Genomic DNA, 14,770 nt, shown 5'->3' with positions numbered 1-14,770 from the left:
TATGAGTTAGGACATGGTGCAAACTCGTTGGCGTTACACCACAGTACAAATAGTTTTGCTGGCCTTAGTGTCGGTGACGCTTTGGCGTGTGGTGTATCTGCAAGTGATGCAAAAAGACTTTCTGATCTCAGAAGGAACTTCTCGCTGGCAGCGAAGCGAAGTGGTTAATGCACCGCGTGGCATGTTGTCGGATCGCTATGGCGAGCCCATTGCCGTGAGTACGCCGGTCATATCTGTCTGGGCCGATCCGCGTGAGTTAGACCCTACCGATTTGCCGGCTTTGGCCGAAGCGGCCCAGGTCCAGGTTAAAACCCTCATTCGACGGGCCGACGCACATCGCGCCTTTATGTTTGTGCGCCGTCAAATGACCCCCGACCAGGCCCAGGTCATTCTCGATATGAAGCTGCCCGGTGTTTACGGTCAGCAAGAATATAAACGTTTCTATCCTACCGGCGAAGTCGCAGCCCATCTCAGCGGATTTACCGATGTCGATGATCGAGGTCAGGAAGGCATCGAGTTGGCCTTTGAGCGGCAGCTTGCCTCTGTCGCTGGTAAGAAAGAGGTGATTCGCGATTTGCTCGGACGTTCAGTGCGGGATGTGGGCGAAATTTTGGCGGCGCAGCCGGGTGAGAATCTGGTGCTGACAATAGACTTGCGCTTGCAATATCTGGCCTTTCGCGAACTCAAGCAAGCGGTAGCGAGCATGGGCGCGGCCTCCGGTTCTGTAGTGATGATGGATATTCACACTGGCGATATCTTGGCTCTAGTCAATCAACCCGGTTACAACCCCAATGATAGAAGTTCGCTCTTGCCTGAGGCCTTGCGCAACCGCGCGCTAACCGACCTATTTGAACCCGGCTCAGTAATGAAGCCCTTGACCATGGCAATTGCTCTGGATGCAGGCGTTGTAAAGGTCGACAGTCAGATCAACACCAGTCCGGGCCGTATGCGCTTGGGCAAATATACTATCCGCGATTTCAAGAATTACGGCACTTTGAGTGCAACCCAGATCATTAAGAAATCCAGCAATGTGGGCATTGTTAAGGTTGCCGAAAACATACCCAAAGAAGAATTCTGGCAAGCGCTCTATAACTTCGGATTGGGTGAAACAACAAGTTTAGGTTATCCGGGCGAAGCCACCGGTTCATTGCCCAACCCGATGCGCTGGGACAGTGTTATCCAAGGATCGCTCGCTTATGGCTACGGTATGGCAGTGACGCCGCTGCATCTGGCGCAGGCCTATGCCACGCTGGCCAATAATGGTCGCCGGGTGAATGCGCGTCTTATTCAAGGCGTGTCATCCGGCGAGACGGGTATGCAGGTGGTCAGTGCCGCTTCAGCTCAAGCCGTGATAAAGATGATGGAAACGGTTGTGCAACCCGGTGGTACCGCTACTCGGGGCAAACTGGATTGGTACAGCGTAGCAGGCAAGACGGGTACGACTCACCAGGTGGGTGCTTCGGGCTACGAGGATGCAAAATATGTCTCATCCTTTGTCGGCATTACCCCGGCGATCAATCCGCGCATCGTTACTGTCGTGGTGATCAACGAGCCGCCAGATGATGCCTACTACGGTGGTGAAGTCGCCGCACCGGTATTTAAGGGCATTATGGAACAGGCCATGCCCCTATTGAATATTCGACCTGACTCATCGCCTCTGGCCGAAGCGGGGTCCTACTAATGATCTCTATGTTGGATTGGTTACCGGAGTGCCATGACCTCGCTGGCGTGCGCGCGCTCGACATCACTCTGGACAGCCGAGAGGTGACTCGAGGATCTATTTTTGTCGCCTTGAAAGGCCATGTCCTAGATGGACACGACTTTATTGACGCGGCGCTAGCCAATGGTGCAGTCGCCATCCTATGCGAGCGAGCCGTGCCCCAGCCGCAAGGTGCCGTGCCGATATGTGTCATTGACAACCTTGCTGGACGGCTGGGTGATCTAACCCATCGCTTCTACGGTTCAGTGACCGAACAGCTCAGTATGATCGGTATTACCGGCACCAACGGTAAGACCTCTACCTGTCAATATATCGCCCAATCACTCGATTTCTTGGGTAAGCGCTGCGGCATCATTGGTACCAACGGCCAGGGTCTCTGGGGTCAGCTCAGTGAAACCCGCAACACCACCCCCGATGTGGTGCGCTTGCACATAGAGCTGGCCCGCCAGCAGCAGCAGGGCGCCGAGTATTGCGCCATGGAAGTGTCCTCCCATGGTTTGACTCAGGGTCGGGTTGACGGCGTGCATTTCCGTAGCGCTCTGTTCACCAATCTGAGCCGCGACCATCTCGATTATCATGGCACCATGGCCGCTTATGGCGCAGCCAAATGGCAGTTGTTGAACTGGCCCGGCCTGACCAACGCCATCGTGAATATCGATGATCTTTGGGTACAAGATCACTTAGCCACGATCACCGCCGAACATATTTATACTTACAGCCTAGAGCGTCCTGCGACCGTTCAGGCCTTATCAATTCGCTGCCACGAAGCCGGCATTGATGCCACCGTGCAGACGCCCCAGGGTATCGTTGATTTAAATTTACGCTTGCTGGGCCGGTTCAATCTTAGCAATGCCTTGGCAGCTTTCGCCCTAATGTTGGCCGAACAGGTGCCGTTGAATACCGCAGCCCGCATTATCTCCAACTGCAGTCCAGTGAAGGGTCGTATGGAAACCATCCGTTTAAAGTATGCGCCCTGCGTCGTGGTCGACTATGCCCATACGCCCGATGCCTTGGCGAAGGCCTTGCAGGCATGTCGTGAGCACGTCAGTGGTCGTCTGGTGGTGATCTTTGGTTGTGGTGGCGATCGCGATGGTGGCAAGCGTCCGCAGATGGCCCAGGTCGCTGCTGAGTTGGCCGATTTTGTTGTGGTGACCGATGATAATCCTCGCACCGAACGTTCAGAGCAGATTATTGCCGAAATTTGTCAGGGTTTTGATGCCACAGCCGAATATCGAATCATCAATGACCGCAAGCAGGCCATTACCCAGACATTGGCTAGTTGCAGTGCGACCGATGTGGTCTTAATAGCGGGCAAGGGTCACGAAAATTACCAAGAAATCGATGGTATCCGGCATCCCTTTTCCGACCAGGAAACGGTTATTAATTGGCAGGAGGCGCTCGATGTTGACTAATCTAAAACTGTCCGATTGGGCGCTGGCATGCACCGGTCAGCTAATCGGCGTTGATGCGGTTATAGATGACATTTCCACCGATACCCGTTCGATCAATAAAGGTGACATCTATGTTGCTCTTGTCGGTCCCCTGTATGACGGTCACCACTATTTAAGTGCGGCGATAGAAAAGGGTGCGTGTGCTGTTGTGGTACAGCAGTTAATAGCCGATCTGGCGATTCCTCAATTGGTGGTGAGTGACACCAAGCGAGCTTTGGGTTGTCTGGCCAGTGCGCTGCGCGATCGGTTTACCGGCCCAGTGATCGCCTTGACCGGCAGTGCCGGTAAGACCTCAACCCGGGCCATGCTGGAGCATATTCTCGCCTTGCAGCCGGGCCTATTGTCGACTCAAGGCAATTTCAACAACGATATAGGTGTGGCCAAAACCTGGTTCCGTCTGTCCGATCGGGACTTGCGAGTCTTGCTTGAATTTGGCGCCAATGCTGCTGGTGAAATAGATTGGTTGGGTAGCATATCGCGGCCCCATATCAGCCTGATTATCAATGCCGGCATAGCCCATACCGACGGTTTTGGCGGGCTTGATGGTGTGCGCATGGCCAAGGGTGAAATCATCGACACGACCGACATCGCTGGGGGTTGTGTGTTCAACCGGGATGATCCGGCCTTTGCCTATTGGGTCAAGCGAGCCGGTAAGCGTCGAACAATCAGCTTTGGACAGCATCTCGACGCCGATGTTCGTTTGCTGGCATTTACCAGCACCGGGCAGGGCAGTGATTTTAGCCTTAGCTTGCCGGACGGCAATATTGCTGTCAGCTGGCCCATGCTTGGTCGCCATATGGCGCTCAATGCGGCGGCGGCTGCAGCGACCGCTTGGCTGGCTGGTGCGTCAGCCCCTGACATCGCCAATGGCCTTGGTGCCATGCAGCCAGAGCCGGGCCGTATGCAGCCGGTTGAGTCGAAACATGGCGGTGCGTTGATTCACGATGCCTACAACGCCAATCCAGTTTCATTTGAAGCGGCCATCGATGTCATGGCAGACATAGGCGGAGAGACATTGTTAATCGCCGGCGACATGGCTGAGCTGGGTGCCGAGTCTTTAGCGCATCACCGGGCGGTGGGCCAATATGCTATAGGTAAGATCGGCCAGTTGTGGAGCGCTGGCGAACAGGCTAGTGCGATGTCAGCGGCCTTTGGTGGGCGACATTTCAAATCAGTAGTCGAATTACTGGCCGAGTTGCCAGCAACAATAAATCATAATACAGCCATTTTGGTTAAGGGATCACGCAGTTCTGGTATGGACCGGGTGATCGACGCTCTGAGAGGGAAATCCTAATGTTTGTTTGGCTCACGCCTTTTTTAGAGCAACTTGATGCTGGCTTCCAGGTGCTGCAATACCTTACCTTGCGGGCCATTTTCGGCGTGTTAACAGCATTGGCTGTGTCGTTGATTTTGGGTCCGAAATTGATTCGGTTATTGAAACATCATCAGATCGGTCAGTCTATCCGCAGTGATGGCCCTCAGAGTCATCTGGCCAAGGCTGGCACTCCGACCATGGGCGGTGCGTTGATCATTATCTCGGTGATCAGTTCCGTGTTGCTCTGGTCGGACCTTAGCAATCGTTATGTCTGGATCACCTTGCTGGTTACCGCTGGATTCGGCGGCATCGGTTGGGTGGACGATTATCGTAAGGTGGTCAAACGAGATAGCAAGGGCCTATCTGCCAAAGCCAAATTTCTATGGCAGTCAGGCTTCGGCCTGTTTGCCGCAATGGTGCTGTTTTACTCTGCCACGACACCAGACGAAACGACCCTTTTTGTGCCCTTTTTCAAGGACATCGCCCTGCCGATGGGTGGGCTCTATATTGCCATGACCTACTTCGTGATTGTCGGTACGTCCAACGCCGTGAATCTAACCGACGGCTTAGATGGTTTGGCCATCTTGCCAACGGTTTTGGTCGGTGGCGCACTCGGCGTGTTCGCCTACGTCACCGGTAATTCAGTCTATTCCGACTATCTGCAAATTCCCTATGTTGCCGGCACTGGCGAGTTAATTGTATTTTGCTCTGCCTTGGTGGGCGCTGGTTTAGGCTTTCTATGGTTTAACACTTACCCGGCGCAGGTCTTTATGGGCGATGTGGGCTCGTTGGCACTCGGCGCTGCGTTGGGCGTGATGGCCGTCATCGTGCGCCAGGAATTAGTACTTTTTATTATGGGCGGTATTTTCGTCGCCGAAACTCTGTCCGTGATTATCCAAGTCAGCTCATACAAAATGACCGGGAGGCGCATCTTCAGGATGGCGCCCCTACATCACCATTACGAATTAAAAGGTTGGCCGGAGCCACGCATCATAGTCCGTTTTTGGATTATTACCGTGATTCTGGTCTTGATTGGTTTAGCTTCGTTGAAGATCCGCTAATGACACTAATAGGCGCCGACACTAAGTATTTGGTAGTGGGTCTTGGATTGACCGGGCTGTCCTGTGTGCGTTATTTAGCGGCGCGGGGCAAGTGGGTTGCCGTGACCGACAGTCGCACCAATCCACCGAACCTGGCCGAGGTGAAAACGCAGTTTCCGGATATGGATGTGCAGGTCGGTGGCTTTGATATAGAGCAGTTTGAGCAGGCGGATGTCCTGGTAATGAGCCCTGGGGTTGCTCTGCACACGCCTGCGGTGCAGGCCGCTATCAAGGCCGGCGCGCGCGTCACCAGTGATATCGAACTATTTTTGAGCGAGTTCACCGGTCAAGTCGTGGCCATTACCGGTTCAAATGCCAAATCAACGGTTACTCAATGGTTGGGTGAGGCCATACAGCGCAGCGGGCGCAGCGTATTGATCGGCGGTAATATTGGTCAACCGGTTCTGGATGTCGCGGATCAAATGTTCGATGTAGCCGTTTTGGAATTGTCGAGCTTTCAACTGGAACTGCTCCCGAGTGTCGGCGCGGATATAGCGACCATCCTCAATGTGTCTGAAGACCATATGGATCGATACGATTCGATGGCGCGTTACCAACAGGCCAAGCAGCGTATCTACTTTGGTGCCAAGCAGGCGCTGTTCAATCGCCAAGATTTGCTCACCCAGCCGTTGGTCGCACCGAACGTCAAGGTAGCCAGCTTTGCCCTGACCCGTCCCGATCTCAAACAATATGGCTTACTCGAAACCCCATCCGGAACTTGTCTGGCCTTGGGGTTAAACGCATTGCTGCCAACCTCTGTGTTGGCCTTGCCGGGGCGTCATAATATTGCCAATGCGCTGGCCGTGTTGGCCTTGGCCGATGCGGTTCAGAATCCGCGCGAGCATACCTTGGCTGCGTTGCGCAACTTTAGTGGTTTGCCGCATCGCTGCCAGTTAATTCGTGAGCTTGCGGGCGTTCGATACTTTAACGATTCCAAAGCAACTAATGTTGGCTCGACCTTAGCTGCGCTAACCGGCCTGGCCCAAGCCGACCGTAAGGCCATCGTACTGTTGCTTGGTGGTCAGGCCAAGGGTCAGGAGCTCGGTCCGCTGGCACCAGCGATCGCCGCTCATTGCAAGGCGGTGTTTGTCTATGGCGAAGACCAGTCGCGCTTCACCGACGTGGCGCCGCAGGCCACTTATGTAGAATCCATGTTCGACGCGCTAGCCCAGGCCAAGGCAATAGTGCAAGCGGGTGATGTGCTGTTGTTATCACCAGCCTGTGCGAGTTTTGATCAGTTTACGAACTTCGAACAGCGTGGTCGTCAATTCGTAACCTGGGTGGAGGCGCTCGCATGACTATGCAAAAGCAGATGCCTCTGGCGCCTAATAGATTAGACCTTAATTATCAGCCCATGTGGCAGCCCGACGTGGTGCTGATCGGCAGCTGTTTCGCTCTGCTCTTGTTCGGACTGGTGATGATTGCCTCGGCGGGCATTGATGTCAGCGAACAGCTATTTGACGTGCCCTATCATTTCGTCCTGCGTCATGGCATCTACATGCTTATTGGCGCCTTCGGTGGGTTAATGGTCTCCGTGGTCCCTGCCGCGGTTTGGCAGCGGCACAGCGCTTTCTTCTTGTTGGCTGGTTTTTTGTTATTGGTGTTGGTGTTGCTTCCAGGCATCGGACAAGAGATTAAGGGTTCACGTCGCTGGATCGATTTGGGGCCGATCGGCTTTCAGCCGTCTGAACTGGCCAAGGTTAGTATGATTTTATATGTCGGTGCCTATCTTGTGCGCCGTCGTGCAGAGGTCATCAGTAGCTTTTACGGTTTCGCACGGCCCTTGCTCGTTCTGCTGGTGGTTGTGGCCCTGTTATTGTTGGAGCCTGACTTTGGTTCAGTCGTGGTAATCTTGGGCACTATTCTCGGTATGTTATTTTTGGGTGGTGTCAAACCCATGCAATTTTTGTTGACCATGTTTGGCGCGCTCGCCCTAGTTATTGCGATGGCCTTATCAGAGTCTTACCGCGTTAAACGCCTGTTGGCATTTCGCAACCCGTGGTCTGATGAAAATGTTTATGGCAGTGGTTACCAATTGACCCAGTCGTTAATTGCCTTCGGCCGGGGTGAGTGGTTTGGTGTGGGCCTAGGCAATTCAATACAAAAACTCTTTTATTTACCAGAAGCCCACAATGATTTTATTGTCGCAATAATCGCTGAAGAATTGGGCCTATTTGGCATCGTGGCTTTGATCGCGCTTTATGCGCTAATGATCCACAGAATCTTTAGTGTCGGTCGTTTAGCCGAAATTAAGGACAACCTCTTTGGCGCCTATTGCAGTTATGGCATTGGCATCCTTTTTACAATGCAGGCCTTTATCAATATAGGGGTTAACACCGGCTTACTGCCTACCAAGGGACTAACACTGCCCTTTATAAGCGCCGGTGGTACCAGCCTTATTGTCAGCATTTGCCTCATCGCTCTGGTCAATCGCATTCATGCTGAAACGCATCGATTGGAGCCGACCAGATGACTAAAATAATGCTAATGGCCGGCGGCACGGGCGGTCACATCTACCCTGCGGCCGCGGTTGCCGAGGAACTCCAAGCGAATGGTTATCAGATCCGTTGGCTTGGCTCTCGCCGGGGCATGGAAAACACCATCGTGCCCAGCTTGGGCTTCAAATTTTGCGCCTTACCCGTCACAGCATGGCATGGCGGGCGCCTGCGCAAGTTGTTAGCGCCGTTCAATCTTGTGCGCGCACTGGTGGCCAGCTTGTTGATTTTTCGGCACGAAAAGCCTGATCTGGTCATTGGCTTTGGCGGATACGCCTCAGCTCCAGGTGCGATTGCCGCGTGGTTATTGCAGACGCCGATCATCTTGCACGAGCAAAACGGCGTGCCGGGCTTGACCAATGAAAAGATGGCCCCTAAAGCCACGCGCATATTACAAGCATTTCCAAATACCTTCAGCGCCGATTATGAGGTGGTTGGTAACCCGGTGCGTGCCGCTCTATGCGCCATGGCGCAACCGCAAGAGCGGCTGCTGGGTCAGCACACTAAGTTGCGTTTGCTGGTGTTAGGCGGCTCACAGGGCGCTCTGGCTATTAATGAATTGCTACCCGCGGCTGTGGCCGCTGCGAAAACCCAGGCCCGACTCGAAATATGGCACCAAACCGGACAAGGCAAACGTGACGCCACACAGCGAGCTTATCAAGACTTAGGATTGGCGGCGACCGTAGTTGAGTTTATCGATGATATGGCGGCGGCCTATGCCTGGTGTGATTTGGTAATAGCGCGCAGCGGTGCATCTACTGTCTCAGAATTAGCCGTGGTGGGTGTACCGGCAATTCTTATTCCTTACCCATGGCATGTCGACAAACAACAGTACCGCAACGCCCAATGGCTTTGTGCAGCACAGGCAGCAGAGTGGTTTGAACAAACCGACTTACGTGCCGAGCAATTAGCCGCACGATTGGATTATTGGAATGATACTCGACCTGCTTTAATTGACAGCGCACAAAGGGCTTGGCAGTTGGGTATACGCGATTCTGCTGAGCGAATAGTGAAGGTTGTTCAGGACGTTATAGAGAGTAGAGCCTTATGACAAATTGTGATCTAAAAAACAAAGAAAGTTTTCCGATTCCAGAAATGCGGCGCATCAAACGTATTCATTTTGTCGGCATTGGTGGCGTAGGTATGTGTGGCATCGCTGAAGTGCTGTGCAACCAAGGCTATCAGATTAGCGGCTCGGATCTGCGTGCAACCGCGACTACACAGCGGCTGCAGTCGATCGGCATCAGTGTGGTCATCGGTCATCATGAAGACAATGTCATTGGGTCTGACGTTGTCGTCGTCTCAAGTGCCATTGATGCCGAGAACGCCGAGATTGGCTGGGCGTTAAATAAGCGGATTCCTGTCGTGCGGCGTGCCGAAATGTTGGCTGAGTTGATGCGCTATCGTCATGGTATCGCAATTGCTGGCGCACATGGCAAGACCACCACCACATCATTAATGGCGTCGGTGATGGCCAAGGGCGAGTTTGATCCAACCTTTATTATCGGTGGCAAGCTAAACAGCGCAGGCAGCAATGCACGCCTGGGCACCAGCCGGTATCTGGTCGCCGAGGCAGATGAAAGCGATGCGTCATTCTTACATCTCCAACCGATGACCGCCGTTGTAACCAATATCGACGCCGATCATATGAGCACTTATGACGGTGATTTTGAAAAACTTAAGAAAGCCTATATTGAATTTTTGCACAACGTGCCCTTCTACGGCTTGGTTGTATTGTGTTCGGATGATAGCCATGTGCAGTCGATAATGCCCTTGGTACGGCGGCAGATGGTGACCTATGGTTTTAACGCTGACGCGGATGTGCGCGCAATAAATATTGCTCAAGAGGGGCTAACAACACGTTTCACCGTATGCCGTCGGCAGAAAGAAAATCTAGATATTTGCCTGAATATGCCCGGTGACCATAATGTTCTCAACGCTTTGGCCGTTATAGCAGTAGCAACCGATGAAGGCGTATCGGATGCGCAAATCGTGCAAGGTCTGGCAGAGTTCGAAGGCGTTGGTCGACGTTTTCAAGTACAGGGCGAGTTTGATACACGCAAGGGTAAAATAATGTTGGTAGATGACTACGGTCATCATCCGAAGGAATTGCAGGTTACCCTGGACGCTATTCGAGCCGGTTGGCCGGAACGACGACTCGTTAGTGTTTTTCAACCGCACCGATATAGTCGTACTCGGGACCTGTATGAAGACTTTGTCGAGGTGCTCTCAAAGGTGGACGTGCTGTTGTTGCTCGATGTATACAGCGCCGGTGAGCCGGTCATTAATGGTGCAGACAGTCGAAGCCTGTGTCGCAGTATTCGTCAACGAGGCCGAGTAGATCCAATTTTTGTTGAACGGATCGAAGATATTTTAACCATCCTGCCCGATATACTGCAGGACGGAGATTTGTTATTGACCCAGGGTGCCGGCGATATTGGCGCGCTCTCGCTGGAGATTGCGAAGCAAGGCTTGGGGTTTAAAACTGCATGAGCACAAGATTTAACAAAGTAGCCGTCTTGTTTGGCGGATTGTCAGCCGAACGTGAGGTGGCTTTGCTTAGTGGCCGAACCGTCATTAAAGCATTGCTGACGGCAGGGTATGAAGTGGTCGAACTGGATTTGGTTGATCGGAGTCTACTACTGCCCTGGTTGGCCGAGCATAAACCAGATGTTGTGTTTCCCGTTCTGCACGGTCGAATGGGTGAAGATGGAGTCTTACAAGGCTTGTTGGAATGGGTGGGAATACCTTTCGTCGGTAGTGGTGTGATGGGTTCGGCGATCGCGATGGACAAGCTGCGCAGCAAGATGATTTTTAAAACCGGAGGCGTGCCCACGCCAGACTTCGTGGTTGTGCGCAGCCAAGCAGACGCCTTGATTCACCAAGCTCGACTGTGCTACCCGGTATTTGTTAAGCCGGTACGTGAAGGCTCAAGTATTGGGATTGGTCGGGCGGACAATCAAGGCGAATTTATGTCCGCGGTGACTGAGGCACTGAACCACGACACGGAGGTCTTGGTCGAGCAATTTGTTGACGGGCCTGAGTATACGGTGGGCATTATTGGTGCCGAGGTGTTGCCGGTTATCAGGCTTAAGCCCCATGCTCGGTTCTACGATTATGATGCTAAATATGTAAGTGAGGATACCGAATATCACTTACCCAGCGGGCTAAGTGCCGAACTGGAAGGCGCTGTGCAGGCGATGTCGTTAATGGCCTTTGCTGCCTTAGGTTGCACAGGTTGGGGTCGGGTTGATCTGATGATGGATGGCCAAGGCGCGTTGCAAGTTCTGGAGGTAAATACCATACCCGGTATGACCGACCACAGTCTGGTGCCGAAGGCGGCCTCGGCATACGGTTGGGACCTACCGGAGTTGATGCACAAGCTGTTAGCAACGGTTAAATAGGAAGAAGATTGAAGTGGCGGCTAAGAAAAAATCAAATGGCGCGACGCGACGAAAGGCGTCGTTGCCAATACGAAAGTGGGCCCTGTTCAGTGCAAAGGTGGTGGTTGGGGGGGTTGTTTTGACAGCTTGTGTGTTCTCGATTAACTGGCTGTCTGGGCTGAAATGGGAGCCTATGCCGCTGCAGGTTTATGCCATTGCAGAGCCATTAAAGTTTCAAAATAGTTTGGCTGTTGAAGGCGTGTTGCAGGGGTATTTAACACGTAGTCTGCTGTTTTTAGATTTGCTTGATGTACAGCGTGATTTAGAAAGATTGCCATGGATAGCTCAGGCAAGTGTTGTAAAAATTTGGCCTGGTACAATTTCCGTGGCATTGGTTGAGCACGAGCCGATTGCATTATGGAACGGTCAACAAGTATTAAATAGTAAGGCCGTACCTCTGGACAAGCCGTTGGTCAGTTTAGATTTGGCCAGCCTGAGAGGGCCTGACAACAGCGCGGCTCGAGTGATGGAACAGTATCTGCAGTTTACGCAGATCTTTGCGGCACTAGGAGCTCAGTTAGTCCAGGTTAGCATGCAGGCCCGAGGGTCATGGTACGTCCAAATGGACGACGGCTTGACCATCGCTTTAGGTGAACGAAATGTGTTGGAAAGAAGTCGACGCGTCGTTAGGTTGTTGCAGTCAGAAGCCTATAGCAGTGAACGAATAGAATATATTGATGCGCGATATCCAAACGGAATCGCGATACGAATTGCGAGTTAATTGGCAACAGAGGTTGAGTATGACATCGCCCCATAAAGGAAAAATGCTCGTTGGCTTGGACATTGGTACGTCCAAGGTAGTGGCAATTGTTGGCAGCGTAACTGCTGCGGGTGGGTTGGAAATCATCGGTCTTGGGTCACATCCATCACGCGGATTGAAGAAGGGTGTCGTGGTTAATATTGAGTCCACGATCCAAAGTATTCAGCGCGCGATCGAAGAAGCGGAATTGATGTCTGGGTGCGACATTCACTCGGTTTATGTCGGCATCGCCGGCAGTCACATAAACAGCTTAAACAGTAACGGTATTGTCGCCATCAAAGATAAAGAAGTAGCTGAAGCAGACTTAGTAAGGGTGACCGATGCGGCTAAGGCCGTGGCGATACCAGCTGATCAACATATTTTACATGTGCTGCCTCAGGAATATATTATCGATAGCCAAGAGGGCATTAAAGAACCCCTTGGGATGTGTGGCGTGCGTTTGGAAGCAAAGGTTCATATCGTCACGGGTGCACAGAATGCGGTGCAAAATATTGAAAAGTGCGTTCGTCGCTGTGGTTTAGAAGTTGATCAAATTATCCTTGAGCAACTGGCGTCAGCCCAATCGGTTTTGACTGATGACGAAAAAGAATTAGGTGTATGTATGGTTGATATCGGTGGTGGCACCACCGATATGGCGATCTTTACTGACGGTTCCATCCGACATACTGCGGTCATTCCGATTGCTGGCGATCAGGTCACCAACGACATTGCCATGGCCTTTGCCACGCCGACTCAGCACGCTGAGGATATAAAAATAAAATATGCCTGTGCGCTGTCTCAATTGGCTGGCGAGCATGAAACTATCAAGGTGCCGAGTGTTGGCGATCGGGGCGCTCGGGAGTTAACCCGGCAGGCGCTGGCCGAAGTAGTTGAACCACGCTACGAAGAATTATTTTCATTAATCAAAGCTGAGCTGCGACGCAGCGGTTTTGAAGACATGATTCCCGCCGGTATCGTTTTAACCGGTGGTACGTCAAAAATGGAAGGGGCGGTCGAGTTGGCCGAAGAAGTATTTCATGTTCCAGTGCGACTGGCCACGCCCTATGGCATATCAGGGTTGTCCGATGTCGTCAACAACCCGATTCACGCGACCGGAGTTGGCCTGCTGCAATATGCATTGCGCCAATTGCACAGCGGGAATCACAAGAAATCCAGAGCCAAAGTATCCGGTTGGCAGAAATTCAAACAAATGATTTCAGAAAATTTTTAAAAAATTCAGGGTGTGCCGGTCAGGCGGCACTGATAATCTAAATAGGAGCCACACAATGTCTACATACGATAACGACACAAAAAATAACGATATGTTCACGCTGGTCGATGAGCAGCCACAAAATGCAATTATCAAGGTTTTTGGTTGCGGTGGCGGCGGCGGAAATGCAGTTAAGCATATGCTTGAACGCAATGTGGAGGGCGTTGAGTTTATTTGCGCCAATACCGACGCCCAAGCGTTGCGCAGTGTTAACGCGGCAACTTCATTGCAGCTGGGTAATAGCATTACTCGGGGTCTCGGCGCTGGCGCCAATCCCGAGGTTGGTCGCCAATCGGCACTTGAAGATCGTGAGCAGATTGAGGAAATCCTTAAGGGTGCTGATATGGTCTTTATTACCGCTGGCATGGGTGGCGGCACTGGCACCGGTGCTGCCCCTGTGGTGGCTGAAATTGCCAAAGAGTTGGGTATTCTGACCGTTGCTGTTGTGACCAAGCCGTTCCCATTCGAGGGCCGACGACGCATGCGAGTGGCCAATGAGGGCATGGAAGAATTGCGTCAGCATGTCGATTCGCTAATAACTATTCCAAATGACAAGCTATTGAGTGTATTGGGCAAAAATGTGACCCTGCTCGAAGCCTTTGGTGAAGCCAATAACGTGTTGTTGAATGCCGTTCAGGGCGTGGCCGATCTAATCGTCCGTCCGGGTATGATCAACGTCGATTTCGCCGATGTGCGCACGGTCATGGCTGAAATGGGAATGGCAATGATGGGCAGTGGCCGAGCATCTGGTGAAAACCGTGCCCAGCGCGCCGCCGAAATGGCCATTCGTAGCCCGTTGCTGGAAGATGTCGACCTAAGTGGTGCGCGGGGCATCCTAGTGAACGTATCCGCTGGCGTTGACCTTGGGTTGGATGAATTTACCGAAGTGGGTAATACCATTGAAGAATTTGCCTCTGAAGATGCCATTATCGTGGTCGGTACGGTCATCGACCCAAGCTTGGAAGATGAAATTCGCGTTACCGTCGTTGCCACCGGTATTGGTGAAGCCCCGGTCAAGGTAGTGTCCAAGCCAAAGGTTGCGATCGACAACACCCGACGCAGCGATGGCTCCATTGATTACACGAAACTCGATCGGCCTACAGGCACTCGCTTAGCCGCGTCTAGCCGAGCATCCGATGAGGTGAGCGGGCCAAAGCCGGTTAAAACTCTGAAAGATTTGGATTATCTTGATATTCCGGCATTTCTGCGTCGCCAAGCCGATTGAGTGTAATCGGCT

At 52.5% G+C, this 14,770-nt stretch carries 12 protein-coding genes; all 12 read left to right on the top strand.

Going from position 1 to position 14,770, the window contains the following annotated elements; all coding sequences use genetic code 11:
* Positions 1 to 13: 13 nt before the first annotated feature.
* The 12 genes from REIFOR_RS13315 to ftsZ all read left to right on the top strand — a co-directional run bounded on the left by REIFOR_RS13315 (position 14) and on the right by ftsZ (position 14,758).
* The gene (locus tag REIFOR_RS13315; RefSeq protein ID WP_100258029.1) at positions 14 to 1,681 is read left to right on the top strand and encodes a peptidoglycan D,D-transpeptidase FtsI family protein; all 1,668 of its coding nucleotides are present in this window, start codon (positions 14 to 16) and stop codon (positions 1,679 to 1,681) included.
* Positions 1,681 to 3,132, top strand: coding sequence for a UDP-N-acetylmuramoyl-L-alanyl-D-glutamate--2,6-diaminopimelate ligase (locus REIFOR_RS13310; protein ID WP_100258028.1), 1,452 nt, complete (start codon positions 1,681 to 1,683; stop codon positions 3,130 to 3,132). Before REIFOR_RS13315 ends, REIFOR_RS13310 begins: the two co-directional genes overlap by 1 nt.
* On the top strand, positions 3,122 to 4,465 hold the full coding sequence (locus REIFOR_RS13305) for a UDP-N-acetylmuramoyl-tripeptide--D-alanyl-D-alanine ligase (protein ID WP_158524384.1): 1,344 nt from the start codon (positions 3,122 to 3,124) through the stop codon (positions 4,463 to 4,465). The genes REIFOR_RS13310 and REIFOR_RS13305 overlap by 11 nt, the downstream gene beginning before the upstream one ends.
* The gene (gene mraY, locus REIFOR_RS13300; protein WP_100258026.1) at positions 4,465 to 5,547 is read left to right on the top strand and encodes a phospho-N-acetylmuramoyl-pentapeptide-transferase; all 1,083 of its coding nucleotides are present in this window, start codon (positions 4,465 to 4,467) and stop codon (positions 5,545 to 5,547) included. The genes REIFOR_RS13305 and mraY overlap by 1 nt, the downstream gene beginning before the upstream one ends.
* Entirely contained in the window at positions 5,547 to 6,884 is a 1,338-nt protein-coding gene (gene murD / locus REIFOR_RS13295) for a UDP-N-acetylmuramoyl-L-alanine--D-glutamate ligase (protein ID WP_100258025.1), read from the top strand. The genes mraY and murD overlap by 1 nt, the downstream gene beginning before the upstream one ends.
* Complete coding sequence (ftsW, locus tag REIFOR_RS13290) at positions 6,881 to 8,059, top strand: putative lipid II flippase FtsW (RefSeq protein WP_100258024.1); 1,179 nt, start codon at positions 6,881 to 6,883, stop codon at positions 8,057 to 8,059. The genes murD and ftsW overlap by 4 nt, the downstream gene beginning before the upstream one ends.
* Complete coding sequence (murG, locus tag REIFOR_RS13285) at positions 8,056 to 9,132, top strand: undecaprenyldiphospho-muramoylpentapeptide beta-N-acetylglucosaminyltransferase (RefSeq protein ID WP_100258023.1); 1,077 nt, start codon at positions 8,056 to 8,058, stop codon at positions 9,130 to 9,132. The genes ftsW and murG overlap by 4 nt, the downstream gene beginning before the upstream one ends.
* On the top strand, positions 9,129 to 10,574 hold the full coding sequence (gene murC / locus REIFOR_RS13280; RefSeq protein ID WP_100258022.1) for a UDP-N-acetylmuramate--L-alanine ligase: 1,446 nt from the start codon (positions 9,129 to 9,131) through the stop codon (positions 10,572 to 10,574). Before murG ends, murC begins: the two co-directional genes overlap by 4 nt.
* Positions 10,571 to 11,485: a D-alanine--D-alanine ligase gene (locus REIFOR_RS13275; RefSeq protein ID WP_100258021.1), complete on the top strand. Its 915-nt coding sequence runs from the start codon at positions 10,571 to 10,573 to the stop codon at positions 11,483 to 11,485. Before murC ends, REIFOR_RS13275 begins: the two co-directional genes overlap by 4 nt.
* Positions 11,486 to 11,498: 13 nt before the next feature.
* Positions 11,499 to 12,245, top strand: a complete 747-nt coding sequence (locus REIFOR_RS13270; protein ID WP_100258020.1) for a cell division protein FtsQ/DivIB — start codon at positions 11,499 to 11,501, stop codon at positions 12,243 to 12,245.
* Positions 12,246 to 12,264: 19 nt separating this feature from the next.
* Positions 12,265 to 13,494 carry a cell division protein FtsA gene (gene ftsA / locus REIFOR_RS13265; protein WP_100258019.1) on the top strand — a complete coding sequence of 410 codons (1,230 nt, stop codon included), beginning with the start codon at positions 12,265 to 12,267 and terminating at the stop codon, positions 13,492 to 13,494.
* A 91-nt stretch (positions 13,495 to 13,585) separates the two neighbouring features.
* Complete coding sequence (gene ftsZ, locus REIFOR_RS13260; RefSeq protein WP_100258790.1) at positions 13,586 to 14,758, top strand: cell division protein FtsZ; 1,173 nt, start codon at positions 13,586 to 13,588, stop codon at positions 14,756 to 14,758.
* Positions 14,759 to 14,770 lie beyond the last annotated feature (12 nt).

The sequence above is a fragment of the Reinekea forsetii genome (assembly GCF_002795845.1).
GTDB classification, from domain to species: domain Bacteria; phylum Pseudomonadota; class Gammaproteobacteria; order Pseudomonadales; family Natronospirillaceae; genus Reinekea; species Reinekea forsetii.
This window is presented reverse-complemented; position numbering and strand designations above follow the sequence as displayed.